Genomic DNA, 14,390 nt, shown 5'->3' with positions numbered 1-14,390 from the left:
TGTGTTTGAGTTACTCGGCGAGGCGCACTTTCATGCCTGAGCGGAAATTGGTGAGTGGTCTAGAGACGATAGTGAAAGGCGGGGGAAGTTCACTTTTCCCGAGTTGGATGTAGGCATTGCCGAGATGTGAATAGATGCGTTTGGCTGGAATTTTTACCAAGGTCATCTCAGCGGTGACGGCCCATATGTGTGCATCATTGACGAGAGCTACTTCTGGTACCTCGATGGCATTAGGGACTTGTTGCGCTGGGATGGTGGCATTGACAAAAGTTCCGATGGGCAATGCTTGTTCTCGGTCGTAGGGGTGATCGATTTCGGCAATGACAAAGACGACTTGGTTGGTGGGGTCAATGACTGGTTCAGTGCGTACCAGAGCTGCAGTCCACTTGGCGGCAGGTTTCGTGGGGCTGGTTAGAGTGATGGCTTGTGAGGGCGAGCTTTGGTTAGGGAGGGAGATGCGCGCGGCTTGGTTCGGGGTGAGAGGGAGTCGAATTTCCGCTTTCTGAGTGGCGACGAGGGTGCCGAGTTGGCTTTGAGCGGATGCGAAGTTGCCGACTGATGCATTGCGCTTGCTGATAATGGCGTCGAATGGGGCCTTGATGGAGCAACGCTCAATATCGGTTTGAGCCTTTTTGATAGCGGCATGTGAGGAGGTGATACTGGCGTTGGCGGACGCGAGTTGTGGTTTCCTCAAGACGAAGGGTGAGGCTGAGGAGAGTTGACGTCCTGAAGCGATCCAGTCTTCTTCGGCTTGTTTGGAGCGGATAATTTCTTCTTCTAGTGTTCTTTGGTTTGCGGTGAGTGTGGCAGTCTCACGGGCGAGGGTGGTTTCATAGTCGGTGGTATCGATTTGGGCGAGGATCTCACCAGCTTTGACTTCGCGGCCGACTCTGAATGTTTCTGAGACTTTGGTGATGGTGCCAGAAACCTGCGGGGTGAGGGTGGTTTCAAAATAGCTTTGGACGGTGCCGAAAGTGATTACTGGTGGGCTGTGGTCTTCGGCACTTCTTTTTACCGTATCGACGGTGGGGACGACAATGGGTGGTTGTTTACTCTGGAGTGGCGGCTTGCTGGCGATCATTTTTTTCGCCAGTGTGTAAGCCGCGGTTAGGATGATGATAGGAACGAGGATGCGAAGAGCAATTTTCATCGTGCTTGGTTGGAGTAGGAGATGGTTAGAGGGCCTTGCCCAAGGAGAGTGCTAGTGAAACGCGGTTTTGGTATCGGAGAGCTCTGATATTAATGAGTGACTCTTCGGTGGCGAAGGTTCGTCGTTGGACTTCAAGGAGGTCTAGGATGTTAATGAGTCCATTGTTGTAGCTGCGTAGGCCTCGGGATTCGGCTGACTCTGCAGCCGCGAGTGCCTTGCTAGTTGCGGAGTATTGCTGGCGCAGGTAGGTCTCAGAACCAAGCGCATTTTCGACTTCTTGGAAGGCGTTGAGTACGGTCGATTGGTAATCTGCGAGTGAGCGTTTGGCACGAGCATTAGCAGCTCCAACCTCGGCTCTGCGGGCGCCTCCGTCGATGAGTGGTGCACTCATGTTCGCTAATAGTGACCAAGCATTGAAGTTAGATTCTGCTAGGTCTTTCAGGACGCTGGACTGCTGGCCGTAACTGGCGGTCAGATTAAAGCGTGGGTAGAGGTCTTTATGTGCGACATCGACTCGAGCGTCAGCGGCCCTGATGCGTTGGTAGGCGGCATCAATATCGGGTCGTTGCATGAGGAGGGTGGAGGGGAGATTGGCTGGGACGCTGCGGGAGAGTTGAGGCCACTGAGTCGCTGAGCGATTGTTAGTAGGGTATTCACCTATGAGAATGGCGAGGCGGCGTGCGGCTTTATCTCTTTCGTCCTTACGTTGTGCTACTTGGGAGCGGGTGTTTTCGATATCAGTACGGGCGAGGTCGAGGGCCCCGAGATCTGAGGTTCCGGCTTCGAAGCGGCGATTGACGAGATCGAGTGTTTTTTTAAACGAGGTGAGGCGTTCTTCAGAGAGTTGGAGAAGGCTGCTGGTGCGGAGGAGATCGAAGTATGCTTGGGCGGTCTGAGCGGCGATTGATTGGCGAGCGGATGCGAAGTCTGCGGTAGCAGCTGCCTGATCGCTAGTGGAGGCTGAGATTCCTGATCGGATGCGTCCCCAGACATCGACTTCCCAGCGGGCATCGAGGGAGGCGGTATAGTTTTCTGAGGTGACGGCACCGAAACCTGTGGGGTTATTGCGGTTGGTACTAGCGCCGAGGTTGGCGTCTAGAGTGGGGCTGAGTCCCGCTTGAGATTTTCTGGTATTGTAGCCAGCTTCTTCGAGTCTTGCGGCGCTGGCTTTGAGGTCGGGATTATTTTTGATCGCTTTATTGATGTAGCGGGTGAGTTGTGGGTCAGCGAAGAGACTGCTCAAGCTGGAGCTAACTTGGGGGACTGGAGGGGGCGTGGAGTCGTAGCGGGCGGGGATGCTGAGGGTGGCTTTCGCGTTAGGAGAAAGCGCCGCTGGCCGGTCCATGCAGCTAGAGGTAAGGGCTGCAAGTGATACCCCAAGGATCGAGGATACTAGCTTAGACATAATGAGTCTCTGTTAGTATGCGTTAGATGGTTGGTGACTAGCAAGCGATTTCGTAGCAGCGAGGATGGCGGCTACTTGTTGCTCGACAAAGGCCTCCAGTTTTTCTGGGGCTGGGTTATCTCCGAAGATTTTTTCGATGACGAATGGGTGTTTTGCTACGACGGCAGCGAGGCTGAGGAAATTGAGTGTGGCGACGGCGTAGGATTGTTCATCGACTTGACCGAGGTATCCGACGAGGATTTCTTGGAGTGGTTCGACTTGGAGGGTGGTGATTTCAGCGCAGATGGTATCGATGGGTGAGCCTGGGGAGTGGACCGTTTTACTCATGATTCGGTTGAAGTCGCCGGCGGAACCAGAATCGAGTGTGCGTCTGACGATTGCGCGCGCAAAGGCGGCGAGGCGTTCTTCTGGAGGAGCTGACTTTGGGAGGTTACCACTGACTGGGTGGACGGCTTCCGCTTTTGCGTATGCTTTACGCAGGACTTGAGCGAAGAGTTTTTCTTTTGAGCCGAAGTAGTAATTTACGGAAGCGATATTTGCTTTAGCACCACGCACGATTTCAGCGACTTTGCCATCGCGGTAGCCGGTGCGGGAGAATACGCGGATTGCGCTATTGAGCAGTTTGTCCTTCACAGTCATGGCACCACCTATTAACGAGCCCCGTCAAAATGCAAATAAAATTTTAAAATGGTGTTTTGAAATAGGGTGTAAGTACCTAAAAAAAAGGATGGCCAGTGGTGGCCATCCGGGATGGGAAGGAATGTGATGATGGGTTTATTTCTTGCGTCGGATACCGCAGGCGAGGAGGAGGCCTGAGGCCAAGAGCATGCTGCTGGTGGGTTCTGGGACAAGTATAGGAGTTCCAGTAGCGGAGAATTGTTCTGACACTGGGCCACCATTTGGAAGTAATGAAAATGCCGTGCCGAAATCCCCACTTCCGTTGAGGCCCCCGAGGTCCTTGTTGAAACTATTATTTTGGGTTGAAGTGCCTACGACAAATCTGAGTGCAGTGTCTTCGTCGACAGTGGTGCCAGTGTTCGTGGAGAGCACGGAAGAGAGAGTGTTGAAATTGACACTAAATGATAGGTAGTAATCATCTTCTGAGCCGTCTTGGGCTCCGTCGAGGTCAAGGCTATCGGTAGGGTCAGAGAAGTCGGCGGCAGTCAACTTGCGCCAATTATAGTTTACGCCGGGATTGATGGTCACAGAAGTTTCTGTACCTCGGTCGATTTTACTATCGTTGACTGAATCGTTAGAGGCGCTGAAATCGGGTGAAGCGATGAATATATCATTGCTATTTCCAGAGGAGTTTACACCGACAAAGGCGTCGAGGACAAAATCTTTATTAGCGTCAATACCAATAAAGAGGTTTGAGCTGAAGTTGCCTTTATTGTCGGCGTCTGCGTGACGTGTACGGAAATACATTGTACCATCGGTTTTATTTGATGGTGTAGAATTGTCATCGAAGGCTGTGAAAAAGAAAGGTACGAGTGCTGTACCGACGAGCTCTTCGTGTTGTGCGCCATTAGAGTCTGTAGGATCATCAGCGACTGATTTGTAGGAGACGGAGTTCCATGCGGAGCTTGGTGCGTCAATAGAGCTGAGCGCAGCAAAGCTGTGGACTGATGAGACGAGACACAAGACAGCAGTGCTATAGAAATAGCTTTTGGGGGAAGTCATAAGGGGGAGAAGTATGTTTTTGGTTTCGGGGTGGTTTAACTAGTACGGGTTATTGAATGTTGTGAGTACGCGAAAGTCAATGTTGATTTTTTGTTAGGCTGGGAGTGGGTTACGGTTCCCAGTGGCGGGCGTAGGCGATGCCGGTGGTGAGGGCATCATCTCCGGGGAGGAGGTTGCCATAGATGAGGCGGAGTGCTTTGGCATCGCAGTCGCCGAGGGTATTGGCGGAGCCTTGGTCTTCGTAGCGCGAGTAGGTAACGCTCTCGGGGAATACTGAGGTGTCTCCCATGAGGCCGAGGGTTTGGGTGATTTCTTCGAGCATGACATGGCGAAGGAAGTCCCCGGAGGCTTTGTCATTGGCGATGAAGACGCAGGCGTGCTCGATGACTTTGGTTTGGGTGGTCCAAGTGATGGAGGCAAAGCCATCGATATTGTCGTGGACATCGACATTTTCGGATTTCCCGAGTTCTTTAAGCTTTGAGGAATGGTCGATAAAGACCTTGAGGGTATTGGGGTGGTTTTCCTCGGTGATGGTGTAGCGCATGAAGGTGCCATTGAGTGCTTGATTGAGTTCTTGGATGACTGAAGTGGCAATTTCTCTTTGTTTTTTGGAGCCGCCGATGAGTTTGACGTAGGCGGGTTTTTGCCAGCGCACGATGAAGCCTTCGCCGCCGCCGTGTTCTTTACCAAGGACAGTTTCTCGGATGTAGTGGGTATCGAGAAGTTCTTTACGGTCCTGGCTGATCCAGGTGGCTATGAGTTCGACTGGATGGTGGTCGGAGCCTGGGAAATCGTCACCATTTTGGATGATGGCGCTGTGTGTGACGGGGAGGAAGGGGGAGCAGAAGATGTGGTCGATTCGTTGTCCCTCGGCGAGTTCAGGCTTCCAACGTGTGAGTGTGCTGCCTTGGTTTGCGTGATCGAGGAGGTGGTTTCTTTTTCGCCAGTCGGTAGAGTCGAGTAATAGTTTGACGGCTGGGTTGTTGGTATCGGCATTGAGGTCACCCATGACGATAGCTGGTTCATCGATATAGCGCCTTTGTTGGAGCTTAGTGATGAGTTGGTGAGCGGCTTTTTCTCTGGAGTCTTGGCTGCGGTGGTCCCAGTGGGTGTTGTAGACATAGACGGCTGCGCCGGAGGGGTCGATGAGGCGCGCCCAGGTACAGATGCGTGGGATTTGGTTTCCCCAGCTGGTACTGGCGGGTTTATTGGGTGTGTCTGAGAGCCAGAATGTGCCATGTTGGTCGGGATCGAGGCGCCACTTAGTGGAGTCGAATAAGATGGGGGTGTGTTCACCTGCTGACTTCCCATCTTGGCGTCCGACTCCGACGACTTGGTAGTTTTTGAGGCTTACTTTGAGTTCAGTGATTTGATGGGCAAGCGCTTCTTGGAGGCCGATGATTTCGTAGTCAGTGAGCAGCTTGGCAACGACGGGTTTCCTGTGTTGCCAGTCGCGGTCACCGGTATCTGACTTGGCATCGTAGCGGATGTTGTAGGTGAGAACTTTGAGTTCTCTGGCTTGGAGAAGTGTGAGGGAGGCGAGGACGAGGATTAGGAATCGTGGCAGCATAGAAATCCATGATGGCGCAGCAATGCATGGGATTCAAATACTTTATTGTTAGTTTCCTAAGAGGTTCTTCAAGGTTTGATAGATAGGTTGCCCGGTCATGCGGCGATGAAAGAGTACGAGGGCGACGAGGGTGAAGATGATGTTAGTGGCCCAAGCTGCTAGAACTGGGGATAGGTGGCCAGACTCACCGAGTGTGGGGAAGACGGTGGAGCAAAAGATCATGCCAGCGCAGAGAAAAATAGCGACGGCGACACCGCCGCCGAGTCCGCGTCTGTTGAAGACAATACCGAGGGGGGCGGCGAGCATGATGGTGATCATGCAAATGAAGGGATGGGCAATGCGGTAGTGCCAGTGCGTGAGGTAGGAACGCTTATCCGAGAGTGGGTGGTCGCGGTGGTTGGCGAGCCAGCTAGTCAGGCCTGGTATACCGAGGTAGGGTGGTTTGAGGCCAGGGTTGATAATTTGGTAGGGTGTTTCGGGCCAATCAAAAGTAAGGTTTTCGTTATGTGTGACGGGGGTGACATTGCCCTCCTTGATGGTGTGAATGAGGGGAGTTTCTAGTTCCCAGATGCGTGCGTCGACGGACCAGGAGGCATTTTTTGTAATGATGCGTTGGACTATCGAGTCGTCTTTCATGACGGTGATGTTCACAGATTTAAGGGGTTCACCGTGATCGTGTTCTGCGGGGAATGCGCCGACGTACCAATGACGTGAGTCATCGTTATTCTGGTAGGCGACGTGGCGTGCTTCACTGGCTTCGATTCCGCGTGCTTGTTCAAGGATACTTTTTTCTTGGCTGTCGGCATAGGGGGCCCAGTGGTAGTTGAAGACCATGCACATGAGTGTGCAGAGGAAGCCAAAGCCGATGAGTGGGCCGACGATGCGGGTCACGCTGCGGCCAGTTTGGATCATGGCGACAATTTCCTGGTCTTTGGACATTTTACCCAGTGACCAGAGTAGCCCTAGCATGAGGGAGTAGGGGAGGATGAATACGAGCAAGGATGGGAGCTTAATGAGGTAGTGTTTTCCCATGAGGTAGAGCATGTCTTCACTCTCTTTGAAGTCTGAGAGGTTATCCTGGATGTCTTCCAGAAACATGATGATGAAGAGGGCTCCGAAGCAGATAGCAAAGCTATTGAGGAAGGTCTTGAGTGTGTAGCGGTCGAGGGTGCCGCAACAGCGATAGATCACTGAGGCGAGAAAGGGGATAAAGAGGATGAAGCTGAGTAACCAGGGACGTAGTTGGTAGGCTGGTACCACTGAGTCAGGGTAGCCGATGATTTGTTGATTTACGGCGGCTTGTTCGATAGGGCACAGCAAGAATGAGGCACCAGCTCCTAGGATAAAGAGTAGGGTGGGCCAGAGAAGTTTGCTGAGAGCCTTGGGCATACGCCCAATGTGTGTCCGTGAGCACGACACTGCAATCCTAAACATGGTGATTTCATTTGCAGTGGGACGGGTGCATGTTACATATCACGAAGAATGGCGGGACAAGACTTTAAAGGGCAAGTGATGAGTCGCTTAGTGGGGGCTCCTGTAACGAAGTGGTTGTTACTTATTAATTTGGCTATTTTTGTGTTGGGCTTCGACTGGACGAATTCTGGAGATGTTTCCATGCTGACGTATTATGGGTGTTATGTGATTCCGTGGGCGTTTGAAGGCGGGCAGGTCTGGCGTTTGTTAAGTTTTCAATTTTTGCATGGTGATTTAGGGCATTTATTTTTCAACATGTTTGGTTTGTACATGTTTGGTGGGATGTGTGAGAGGATTTTGGGGAGTAGGAGGTATGTGGCTTATTACTTGCTGTGTGGTATGGCAGGTGCGCTTTTTTATACATTGTTAGTATTGCTTGGTTGGCTTAGTTCGGGAGTGTTGGTGGGCGCGTCTGCGGGGATTTTTGGCATTTTAGTAGCGATGGCGATGCGGGCACCAGACATGCGAGTGCAGTTACTTTTTCCACCGATACCGATGCAGCTGAGAACCTTTGCGCTGGCGATATTGGGGCTAGGGGTGTTTGTAGTATTAAGTTCTGGACCCAATGCGGGAGGGGAGGCTGGCCACTTGGGTGGGGCGCTGATGGGGTATCTGTTTATGCGCTACCCGCGGACGTTAGATTGGACTGAGTTAAAGCGTGGTAGGAAAAAGAGTGGGAAGGTGAGAAAGGCATATGAACCAAAGTTGCGACCTCGAAGCTCTGTCAATCTCGACAGCTCTGAGGTTGACCGGATACTGGATAAAGTGAATAAGGGCGGCATGCAGTCGCTTACAGAAGAGGAGCGGCAAACATTGCTAAGAGTATCAAGAGGGGAATAGATGATGACGGATGAAGAGATGGTAGAGTGTGCGGATGCGAGCCGCCAGATGGAGCGATTACGTGCGATAATGCATAGGTTGAGGGCTCCAGGTGGGTGTCCGTGGGATGCTGAGCAGACGCATGAGAGCATTATTAGCAACCTCATTGAGGAGGCATATGAAGCTGTCGATACGATTAAGCGAGGAGACGTGGAGCATATGAAAGAGGAGTTAGGTGATCTACTTCTGCAGGTTGTGTTTCATGCGGAGATTGCGGAAGGCAATGGGCATTTTAATTTTGATGATGTGGCACGTGAGATTTCAGAGAAGTTAGTGCGGCGCCACCCTCATGTGTATGGAGCGTCTGAGGTAGAAAATACTGAGGGGGTTTTGAACCAATGGGATGCCATCAAACTACAAGAAAAGGGGGGCGTATCGAAGGGGCTCCTTGATGGTGTGGGGGATGGACTGCCAGGTCTGCTGAAGGCCTATAAGTTGCAAAAGAAAGCCTCTAAAGTCGGCTTTGACTGGCCAGATGTGGTATCGGTTTTAGATAAAGTCCGTGAGGAATTAGCCGAGGTCGAAGAAGAGATCGAGAAGCGGGAGGAGCATGGTGCGAAGAATGAGAGGGAGTTAGAGGCCGAGGTGGGAGATTTATTGTTTTCAGTGGTGAATGTGGCGCGAAAGTTAGGTGTCGATCCAGAGGTGGCGTTAGACGGAACAAATCACAAGTTTTTGAGACGTTTTAGCCATATGGAAAGGGCGCTTGAAAAGGAAGGAAGGGATTTAGGTTCTGCGAGCCTTGATGAGATGGAAGCGCATTGGCAAGAGGCGAAACATATAGCAAGCGAATAGAAGCCAGCATAGATGCGCTATCTTGTTGCAATTTGCTAACAAATCTGACTTTATAGAGAGTTAGAAATGAACGATTCCTTCCAAGACACGTTGGATTTGGTGCTCAAGGCATCGAATGAGGGTATATGGGACTGGGAGGTTGGGAGTGAGGAGATCTATTATTCTGATAGAATTTATGTTTTTCTTGGGTGTGCAAAAGGGGAGGCTCCAAACATCATTAAGCATCCGGAGACCATGTTGTTGCCAGAGGATGCGAGTTATCTGGAAAACATCCTTTCATTGGTATTGCTAGACGAGGACGAGGAGCTATTTGCTATCGATTGTCGTATCAAGCGACCAGATGGTGAGATTTGTTGGTTACGCGTGAGGGGGGTGGTGGTACGTGAGGGTGGCGAGGCTGTACGCTTAGTGGGGTCGATGATAGATATTTCGAAGCGCAAGCGAGCCGAAGAAGAGTTAGATGAAGAGCGTACGATGTTACGATTGGTTGTCGATAACGTGCCAGTGCAGGTATATTTCAAGGATAAGCATTCTCGTTTTACATTGGTGAACAAGCGACAAGCTGAGTGGGTGGGGTGTAATTCTGAGATGGAGTTAATTGGGAAGTCGGATGCTGATTTTTACACACCGATTGGGTCAAAGCACACGCACATTGACGAGTTGCACATCATGGAGACGGGCAAGCCGATTTTGGGGCAGATCCAGCGGGAGATGTGGCCACATCGTCCGGACACCTTTGTGCAAGTGGTGAAGCAGCCGTGGTATGACAGCAGGGGGCGCTTGGCTGGAACATTTGGTGTCTCTACCGATGTTTCTGGGATTGTTGAGTCTCAGGCTCGCTTGGAGGAGATTGCACTGGATTTACAAGCGAAGAACCATAGTTATCAGGAAGAGTTAGGTTTAGCGAGGGAGGTGCAGCAGGCTTTATTGCCAGGCAACGATGGGCACTGGGATGAACGCGTGGCGTGTGTGAAAGAGTTTGCGAGTATTGACAGCAAGTATATACCGGCGACTGAGTTAGCTGGTGATTACTATGATGTGTTGCCGATAGCAGATGGTGTGGTGGGTTTGTTTATATGTGATGTGATGGGGCATGGGGTGCGTTCGGCTTTGGTGGTATCAATGATTCGGGGGTTGATGGAGAAGGCGTCTCACCATGCTGACCGGCCTGCACGGTTCTTGGAGAAGATGAATCAGGGTTTGTGCAAGATTTTGGGGCCCACGGATGTGAACATGTTTGCGACGGCTTGCTATTTGGTTGTCGATTTTAACATTGGAACATTGAGGGTATGTTGTGCTGGTCATGATATCCCTCTGCTAGTTGAGAAGGGCAGCGATCGGTTATTGAGTTGTGAAGCGCCCAAGGGACCGGCTTTAGGCTTTTTTGAAGAAGCTGAGTATACGAGTTGTATCTTTGAGTTAGAAAGGATTTCAGAGGCACTCTTATTTACTGATGGCATCTATGAGTCCTCGAATAAGGAGGGAGAGGACTGGGGGATTGAGCGTTTTAAGCAATCTTTCATAGAGGTTCGTAATAGTGATGAAACCGAAGAGTTAGATCGTCTCTGTGCGAAGGCTCTTAGTTGGGTCAAGGGGAAGGGCTTTGACGATGATGTGTGCTTGCTGACTATTCGCATGAAGGGGGCAGTGTAGTCTCTGCTTTCTTGTTGCACGTATGTGAGTTTCCAGTTTTTATGGTAGGAATGCAGACGACCACACAGGATCGCTTAGAGCTTGCCCTACGTGCCTCGAACGAGGGGATATGGCAGTGGAACGTCATTGAGCAAGAGGTGAGTTATTCGGAGCGTGTTTTAAGCTTCTTAGGGTACGATTCAGGTGAGGCACCGAACATTTTTCTGCAGCCTGATTTGTATTTGCACGAGGATGACTTGCCACTATTCAAGCAAGAAGTGGGCGGGATTCTGAGGGATCGGGGGACGGATTTGATGGCGGTGGATTGTCGGTACCGGCGTCCTGAGGGGTATTTTGCCTGGTTGCGGATCCGTGGGGCATGTATTCGCAATGATCATGGTAGGGTGACGAAGATTGCGGGGTCCATGATAGATATATCAAAGCGTAAGAATGCGGAGAATGCACTGAGTGATGAGCGGCATTTGTTACGCCAGTTGATAGAAAACATTCCCAATAACATTTACTTCAAGGATCGAGATTCTCGGTTTGTGATGGTGAACAAGGCGACGGCGGTGAAGATGGGGTACCAGAGCCCGAAGGAAATTATTGGTAAAACTGACCATGACTTTTTTGACAAGGTGCATGCGGATAAGTCGCGCAGTGACGAAGTGGAAATTATGGAGAGTCTCTTGCCTCAGGAGGAATCGTTGGAGCGAGAGACTTGGGAAGGTGGTGAGCAAGACACTTGGGTTTTAACGACGAAGATTCCTTGGCTTGATAGTAAGGGAGGAGTTCGGGGGACCTTTGGTGTGACAAGCGACGTGTCGGACATGGTGAATGTGCAGATTCGATTATCGAATGCTGCTGCGGAGTTGAAGAAGCGCAACCAAGAGTATCAGGAAGAATTGGAGTTGGCGCGGCAGGTTCAGCATTCAGTGTTAGATCCAAAACCTGAATCCTTTCCTAGGATGGGTAAGGGGACTGCATGCGGTGTGGGCTTTAGTACTTACTACAAGCCAGACAGTGAGATGGCTGGTGACTTTTATGAGGTCTTTGCGATTTCGGACACGAAGGCTGGAGTGCTGATCTGTGATGTGATGGGGCACGGAGTTCGCGCGGCCTTGGTGGTTGCGATGTTGCGTGGTTTGATTGAGAAGGAGAGCGACTCCGCCGAGAGTCCTGAATGGTTTTTGTACGGTTTAAATGACAGTCTGGTGAACATCTTTAGCCACGCAGGGATTCAGATGTTTGCTACGGCATTGTATTTGATCTTTGATTTAGAGAAGGGGCGGATGGAATTTGCGACAGCTGGTCACCCTCTTCCGATCATTCGTAAGGACGGGGTGGCGCGAGTGCTGAGCTCTGAGAAGATTGTTAGAGGGCCGGCATTGGGGTTGGTTCCTGAGGCTCCCTATGGGGCAGATAGCATTGGGTTAGATGAGCTCGATCAGGTCATTATGTTTACCGATGGCATCTACGAGGTTGAGAATGCTGAAGGGGAGGAGTTAGGAGTGGAACGCTTGATCCGTTTCTTATCTGACCGAATTCAGTCAGGGGGGGGGGAGACACTCGATGCGATTGTGGCATTGGCTGGTGAGCACTGTGGGTGTGCTCACTATGGGGATGATGTGTGTATGCTTGCGGTCGATGTACACAAGAAAGCCTAGGATCTCGAGCGAGGCCCTAGGCTTTAGGAGTGAAGTATTTATCCCTACTTAACTCGAAATATATTTAGCGAACTTCGTTCCCAGTGCCGAGGTCGAACTGAAGTTGTAGCCATACAGCGTCTTCATGTCCCATGCCGTCGCGCCAGTCGCGGTTGTATTGGAGACGAACGTGGCCACCGAGGAGGTCGTTGACTGTGTATTGGCGGGTGAGAGCAAGGGTGCCGCGTTGGCGTTTTTGTAGGTGTTCGATTGGCTCACCGACACCTTGGAGGTAGTCGTAGCGGAGACCGAGTTCCCAGAGTTCTCTGAAGCCCCAACCGATGCCAGTATGAAGGCCCCATTCATTGGCTGAGCCATTGATATCACCATCTTCGCTTACATAATCGAAGTCGCGGTAGATGGGTTCAATGGTTGCTCTGAGGTGCTTACCGCCTGACTCGAGGCCATTTTCACGCCATTGGTAGGTGAGGTCAGTTCCAACGATGTGTCCGCGTTTTTTATAGCCGTTTTTACCTGTGAGGTAGCTGAGGCCGTAGGTGAGTGATTGGAAGTCTGTGTGGTAATAGATTCCCTTCAGGCGGGCTGAGATAATTTCATCTTGGAGGAGAGCGTCTTCACCTTCGAGGTGTTCTTCGTGCTCATCTCCGTGATCTTCGTCTTCGTCGTGGTGGTCTTCATCTTCGTCGTGATGCTCTTCTTCACCGTGTCCATGTCCGTGACCATGATCTCCGTGGGCGACTGCATTACCGTAGGCGACAGAGATCAGTGAGTCATGCTCGAAGGGGAGCCTATAGCTTAGTTCAAGGCTGTCGGAGATAAGGCCTTCATCACCGAGGAAGCGTGTGGTGATGAGGTTTGCATCGGCGAAGTACCAGCTGTGAAGGTGTTGGGTGTTTTGGCTAGTGACGCGGTTGAGCAAGCGACCGCCGCGGAACTCGAAGCCGCCGGGGATTTCGAGAATTTTGAGGAATGCTTCTTCGACTTCACCATCCCATTTATTACGTTCGTCGAGGAAGGTATTGTAGCTCACGAAACCGGCTAGATGTTCGCCGTATCTGGCGGAGAGGTTGAACTCGAGCCCTTGGAGGGTGAATTCGTCGTTAGGGTCGTGAGCATGGGTTGCTAGCTCAGCTTCGTCGGTGGAAGCTTGGCCGAAGGCCATATTGAGGTGAGCGTTGTAATCGAGCTGGAAGTCTGCAGCGATGGCTGGAGCGACAGACCCTAATAGTAGTGCTGTAGTGATGGTATTTCTCATTTATTTGAGTGCGTTTTTGATGGTTGTTACATTGTGTTGGAACATACCGATGATGGAATTAGCCGTGTCGGCGTAGAGTGCTGGAGCAATCTTGACGCCAGTTGATTGGCTGATGGTTTTTAGGCTTTTTGTATTGGCGCCTTTTTCGGGGAAAATTGCTTTGACCTTATTTTTCTTAATCGTTGCAATGGCTTCAGAGATGTACTGGGGTGAAGCTGATTGTTCTTTGTTGAGTCCCTGGACAGGGATAGATTTGAAACCAAATTCTTTACAGAAGTATCCGAAAGCGGCGTGCGCAGTAGCGAGGTGGCGTTGGCTGCGGGGGATGGAGGCAATTTCTTTTTTCGCCCAGGACTTGAGGCCTGAGAGTTGGCGGCGGTAGGCTGAGGAACGTGATTTGTATGAAGCAGCGTTGGCTGGGTCTATTTTGCTGAGAGCTTTCTCCACAGAGGTGGTAGCTCTGCGCCACGCTTCGATGGAATGCCACCAATGGGGATCAAGGGCACCCACGACATGTTTTGGGCAGCATGCGTATACTGCTGACTTTCCTGAAATTCTGAGTGAGGGGACATCTCTGCCCACTTCTAGAACCATCGCCTTGTTACCGACGATTGACTTTAGTTTGGGTAGGAAGGGTTCTAGGTTTTTGCCAAAAGCGAGATACAGCGTCGCGCCTTGTGCTTTGGTCAGTTTGCTTGGAGTGGGGCGAAATGTATGTGGATCACCATTGGGGCCCATGAGGTCGATGACAGTAACATGCTCGCCTCCAACTTGACGGGCAAGGTCTGCCAGAAGAGGGCTGAGGGTGGCTACTTTGGTTTTAGCCGAACAGAGCATGGCACTTACGATCAGTAGCAGGAGGCTGAGGATCTTCATGGAAGGGG

12 protein-coding genes are annotated in these 14,390 nt (G+C 51.3%); 4 read left to right on the top strand and 8 right to left on the bottom strand.

Annotated elements, in window-relative coordinates; genetic code table 11:
- Positions 1-10: 10 nt before the first annotated feature.
- From ACFSW8_RS08140 to ACFSW8_RS08115, 6 genes are all read right to left on the bottom strand, one after another.
- Entirely contained in the window at positions 11-1,150 is a 1,140-nt protein-coding gene (locus ACFSW8_RS08140; protein ID WP_377089304.1) for an efflux RND transporter periplasmic adaptor subunit, read from the bottom strand.
- Between the two features lie 25 nt (positions 1,151-1,175).
- Positions 1,176-2,555, bottom strand: coding sequence for an efflux transporter outer membrane subunit (locus ACFSW8_RS08135; protein ID WP_377089305.1), 1,380 nt, complete (start codon positions 2,553-2,555; stop codon positions 1,176-1,178).
- Between the two features lie 12 nt (positions 2,556-2,567).
- Positions 2,568-3,188, bottom strand: coding sequence for a TetR/AcrR family transcriptional regulator (locus ACFSW8_RS08130; RefSeq protein WP_377089306.1), 621 nt, complete (start codon positions 3,186-3,188; stop codon positions 2,568-2,570).
- 141 nt (positions 3,189-3,329) lie between these two features.
- Positions 3,330-4,235, bottom strand: coding sequence for a PEP-CTERM sorting domain-containing protein (locus ACFSW8_RS08125; RefSeq protein ID WP_377177919.1), 906 nt, complete (start codon positions 4,233-4,235; stop codon positions 3,330-3,332).
- Positions 4,236-4,344: 109 nt separating this feature from the next.
- Positions 4,345-5,805, bottom strand: coding sequence for an endonuclease/exonuclease/phosphatase family protein (locus ACFSW8_RS08120; protein WP_377089309.1), 1,461 nt, complete (start codon positions 5,803-5,805; stop codon positions 4,345-4,347).
- 48 nt (positions 5,806-5,853) lie between these two features.
- Positions 5,854-7,194, bottom strand: a complete 1,341-nt coding sequence (locus ACFSW8_RS08115) for an LptF/LptG family permease (RefSeq protein WP_377177917.1) — start codon at positions 7,192-7,194, stop codon at positions 5,854-5,856.
- Between the two features lie 93 nt (positions 7,195-7,287).
- Here ACFSW8_RS08115 and ACFSW8_RS08110 point away from each other — a divergent pair, with 93 nt between their 5' ends.
- The 4 genes from ACFSW8_RS08110 to ACFSW8_RS08095 all read left to right on the top strand — a co-directional run bounded on the left by ACFSW8_RS08110 (position 7,288) and on the right by ACFSW8_RS08095 (position 12,251).
- Positions 7,288-8,118 carry a rhomboid family intramembrane serine protease gene (locus ACFSW8_RS08110; protein ID WP_377089311.1) on the top strand — a complete coding sequence of 277 codons (831 nt, stop codon included), beginning with the start codon at positions 7,288-7,290 and terminating at the stop codon, positions 8,116-8,118.
- Positions 8,119-8,952, top strand: coding sequence for a nucleoside triphosphate pyrophosphohydrolase (gene mazG, locus ACFSW8_RS08105; protein WP_377089312.1), 834 nt, complete (start codon positions 8,119-8,121; stop codon positions 8,950-8,952).
- 66 nt (positions 8,953-9,018) lie between these two features.
- A complete protein-coding gene (locus ACFSW8_RS08100) occupies positions 9,019-10,605 on the top strand; it encodes a SpoIIE family protein phosphatase (protein ID WP_377089313.1) in 1,587 nt (528 codons plus the stop codon).
- A 50-nt stretch (positions 10,606-10,655) separates the two neighbouring features.
- Positions 10,656-12,251: a SpoIIE family protein phosphatase gene (locus ACFSW8_RS08095; protein WP_377089314.1), complete on the top strand. Its 1,596-nt coding sequence runs from the start codon at positions 10,656-10,658 to the stop codon at positions 12,249-12,251.
- A gap of 64 nt (positions 12,252-12,315) precedes the next feature.
- Here the strand turns inward: ACFSW8_RS08095 and ACFSW8_RS08090 are convergent, their stop codons facing one another.
- Together ACFSW8_RS08090 and ACFSW8_RS08085 are read right to left on the bottom strand one after the other, a co-directional pair.
- Positions 12,316-13,506, bottom strand: coding sequence for a hypothetical protein (locus ACFSW8_RS08090; RefSeq protein WP_377089315.1), 1,191 nt, complete (start codon positions 13,504-13,506; stop codon positions 12,316-12,318).
- Positions 13,507-14,382, bottom strand: coding sequence for a metal ABC transporter substrate-binding protein (locus ACFSW8_RS08085; RefSeq protein ID WP_377177915.1), 876 nt, complete (start codon positions 14,380-14,382; stop codon positions 13,507-13,509).
- Positions 14,383-14,390: the final 8 nt, after the last annotated feature.

This window comes from Rubritalea tangerina, assembly GCF_042683245.1.
Taxonomy (GTDB): Bacteria; Verrucomicrobiota; Verrucomicrobiia; order Verrucomicrobiales; family Akkermansiaceae; genus Rubritalea; species Rubritalea tangerina.
The sequence above is the reverse complement of the archived record's forward strand: the minus strand, read 5'-3'. Positions and strand labels throughout refer to the sequence as shown.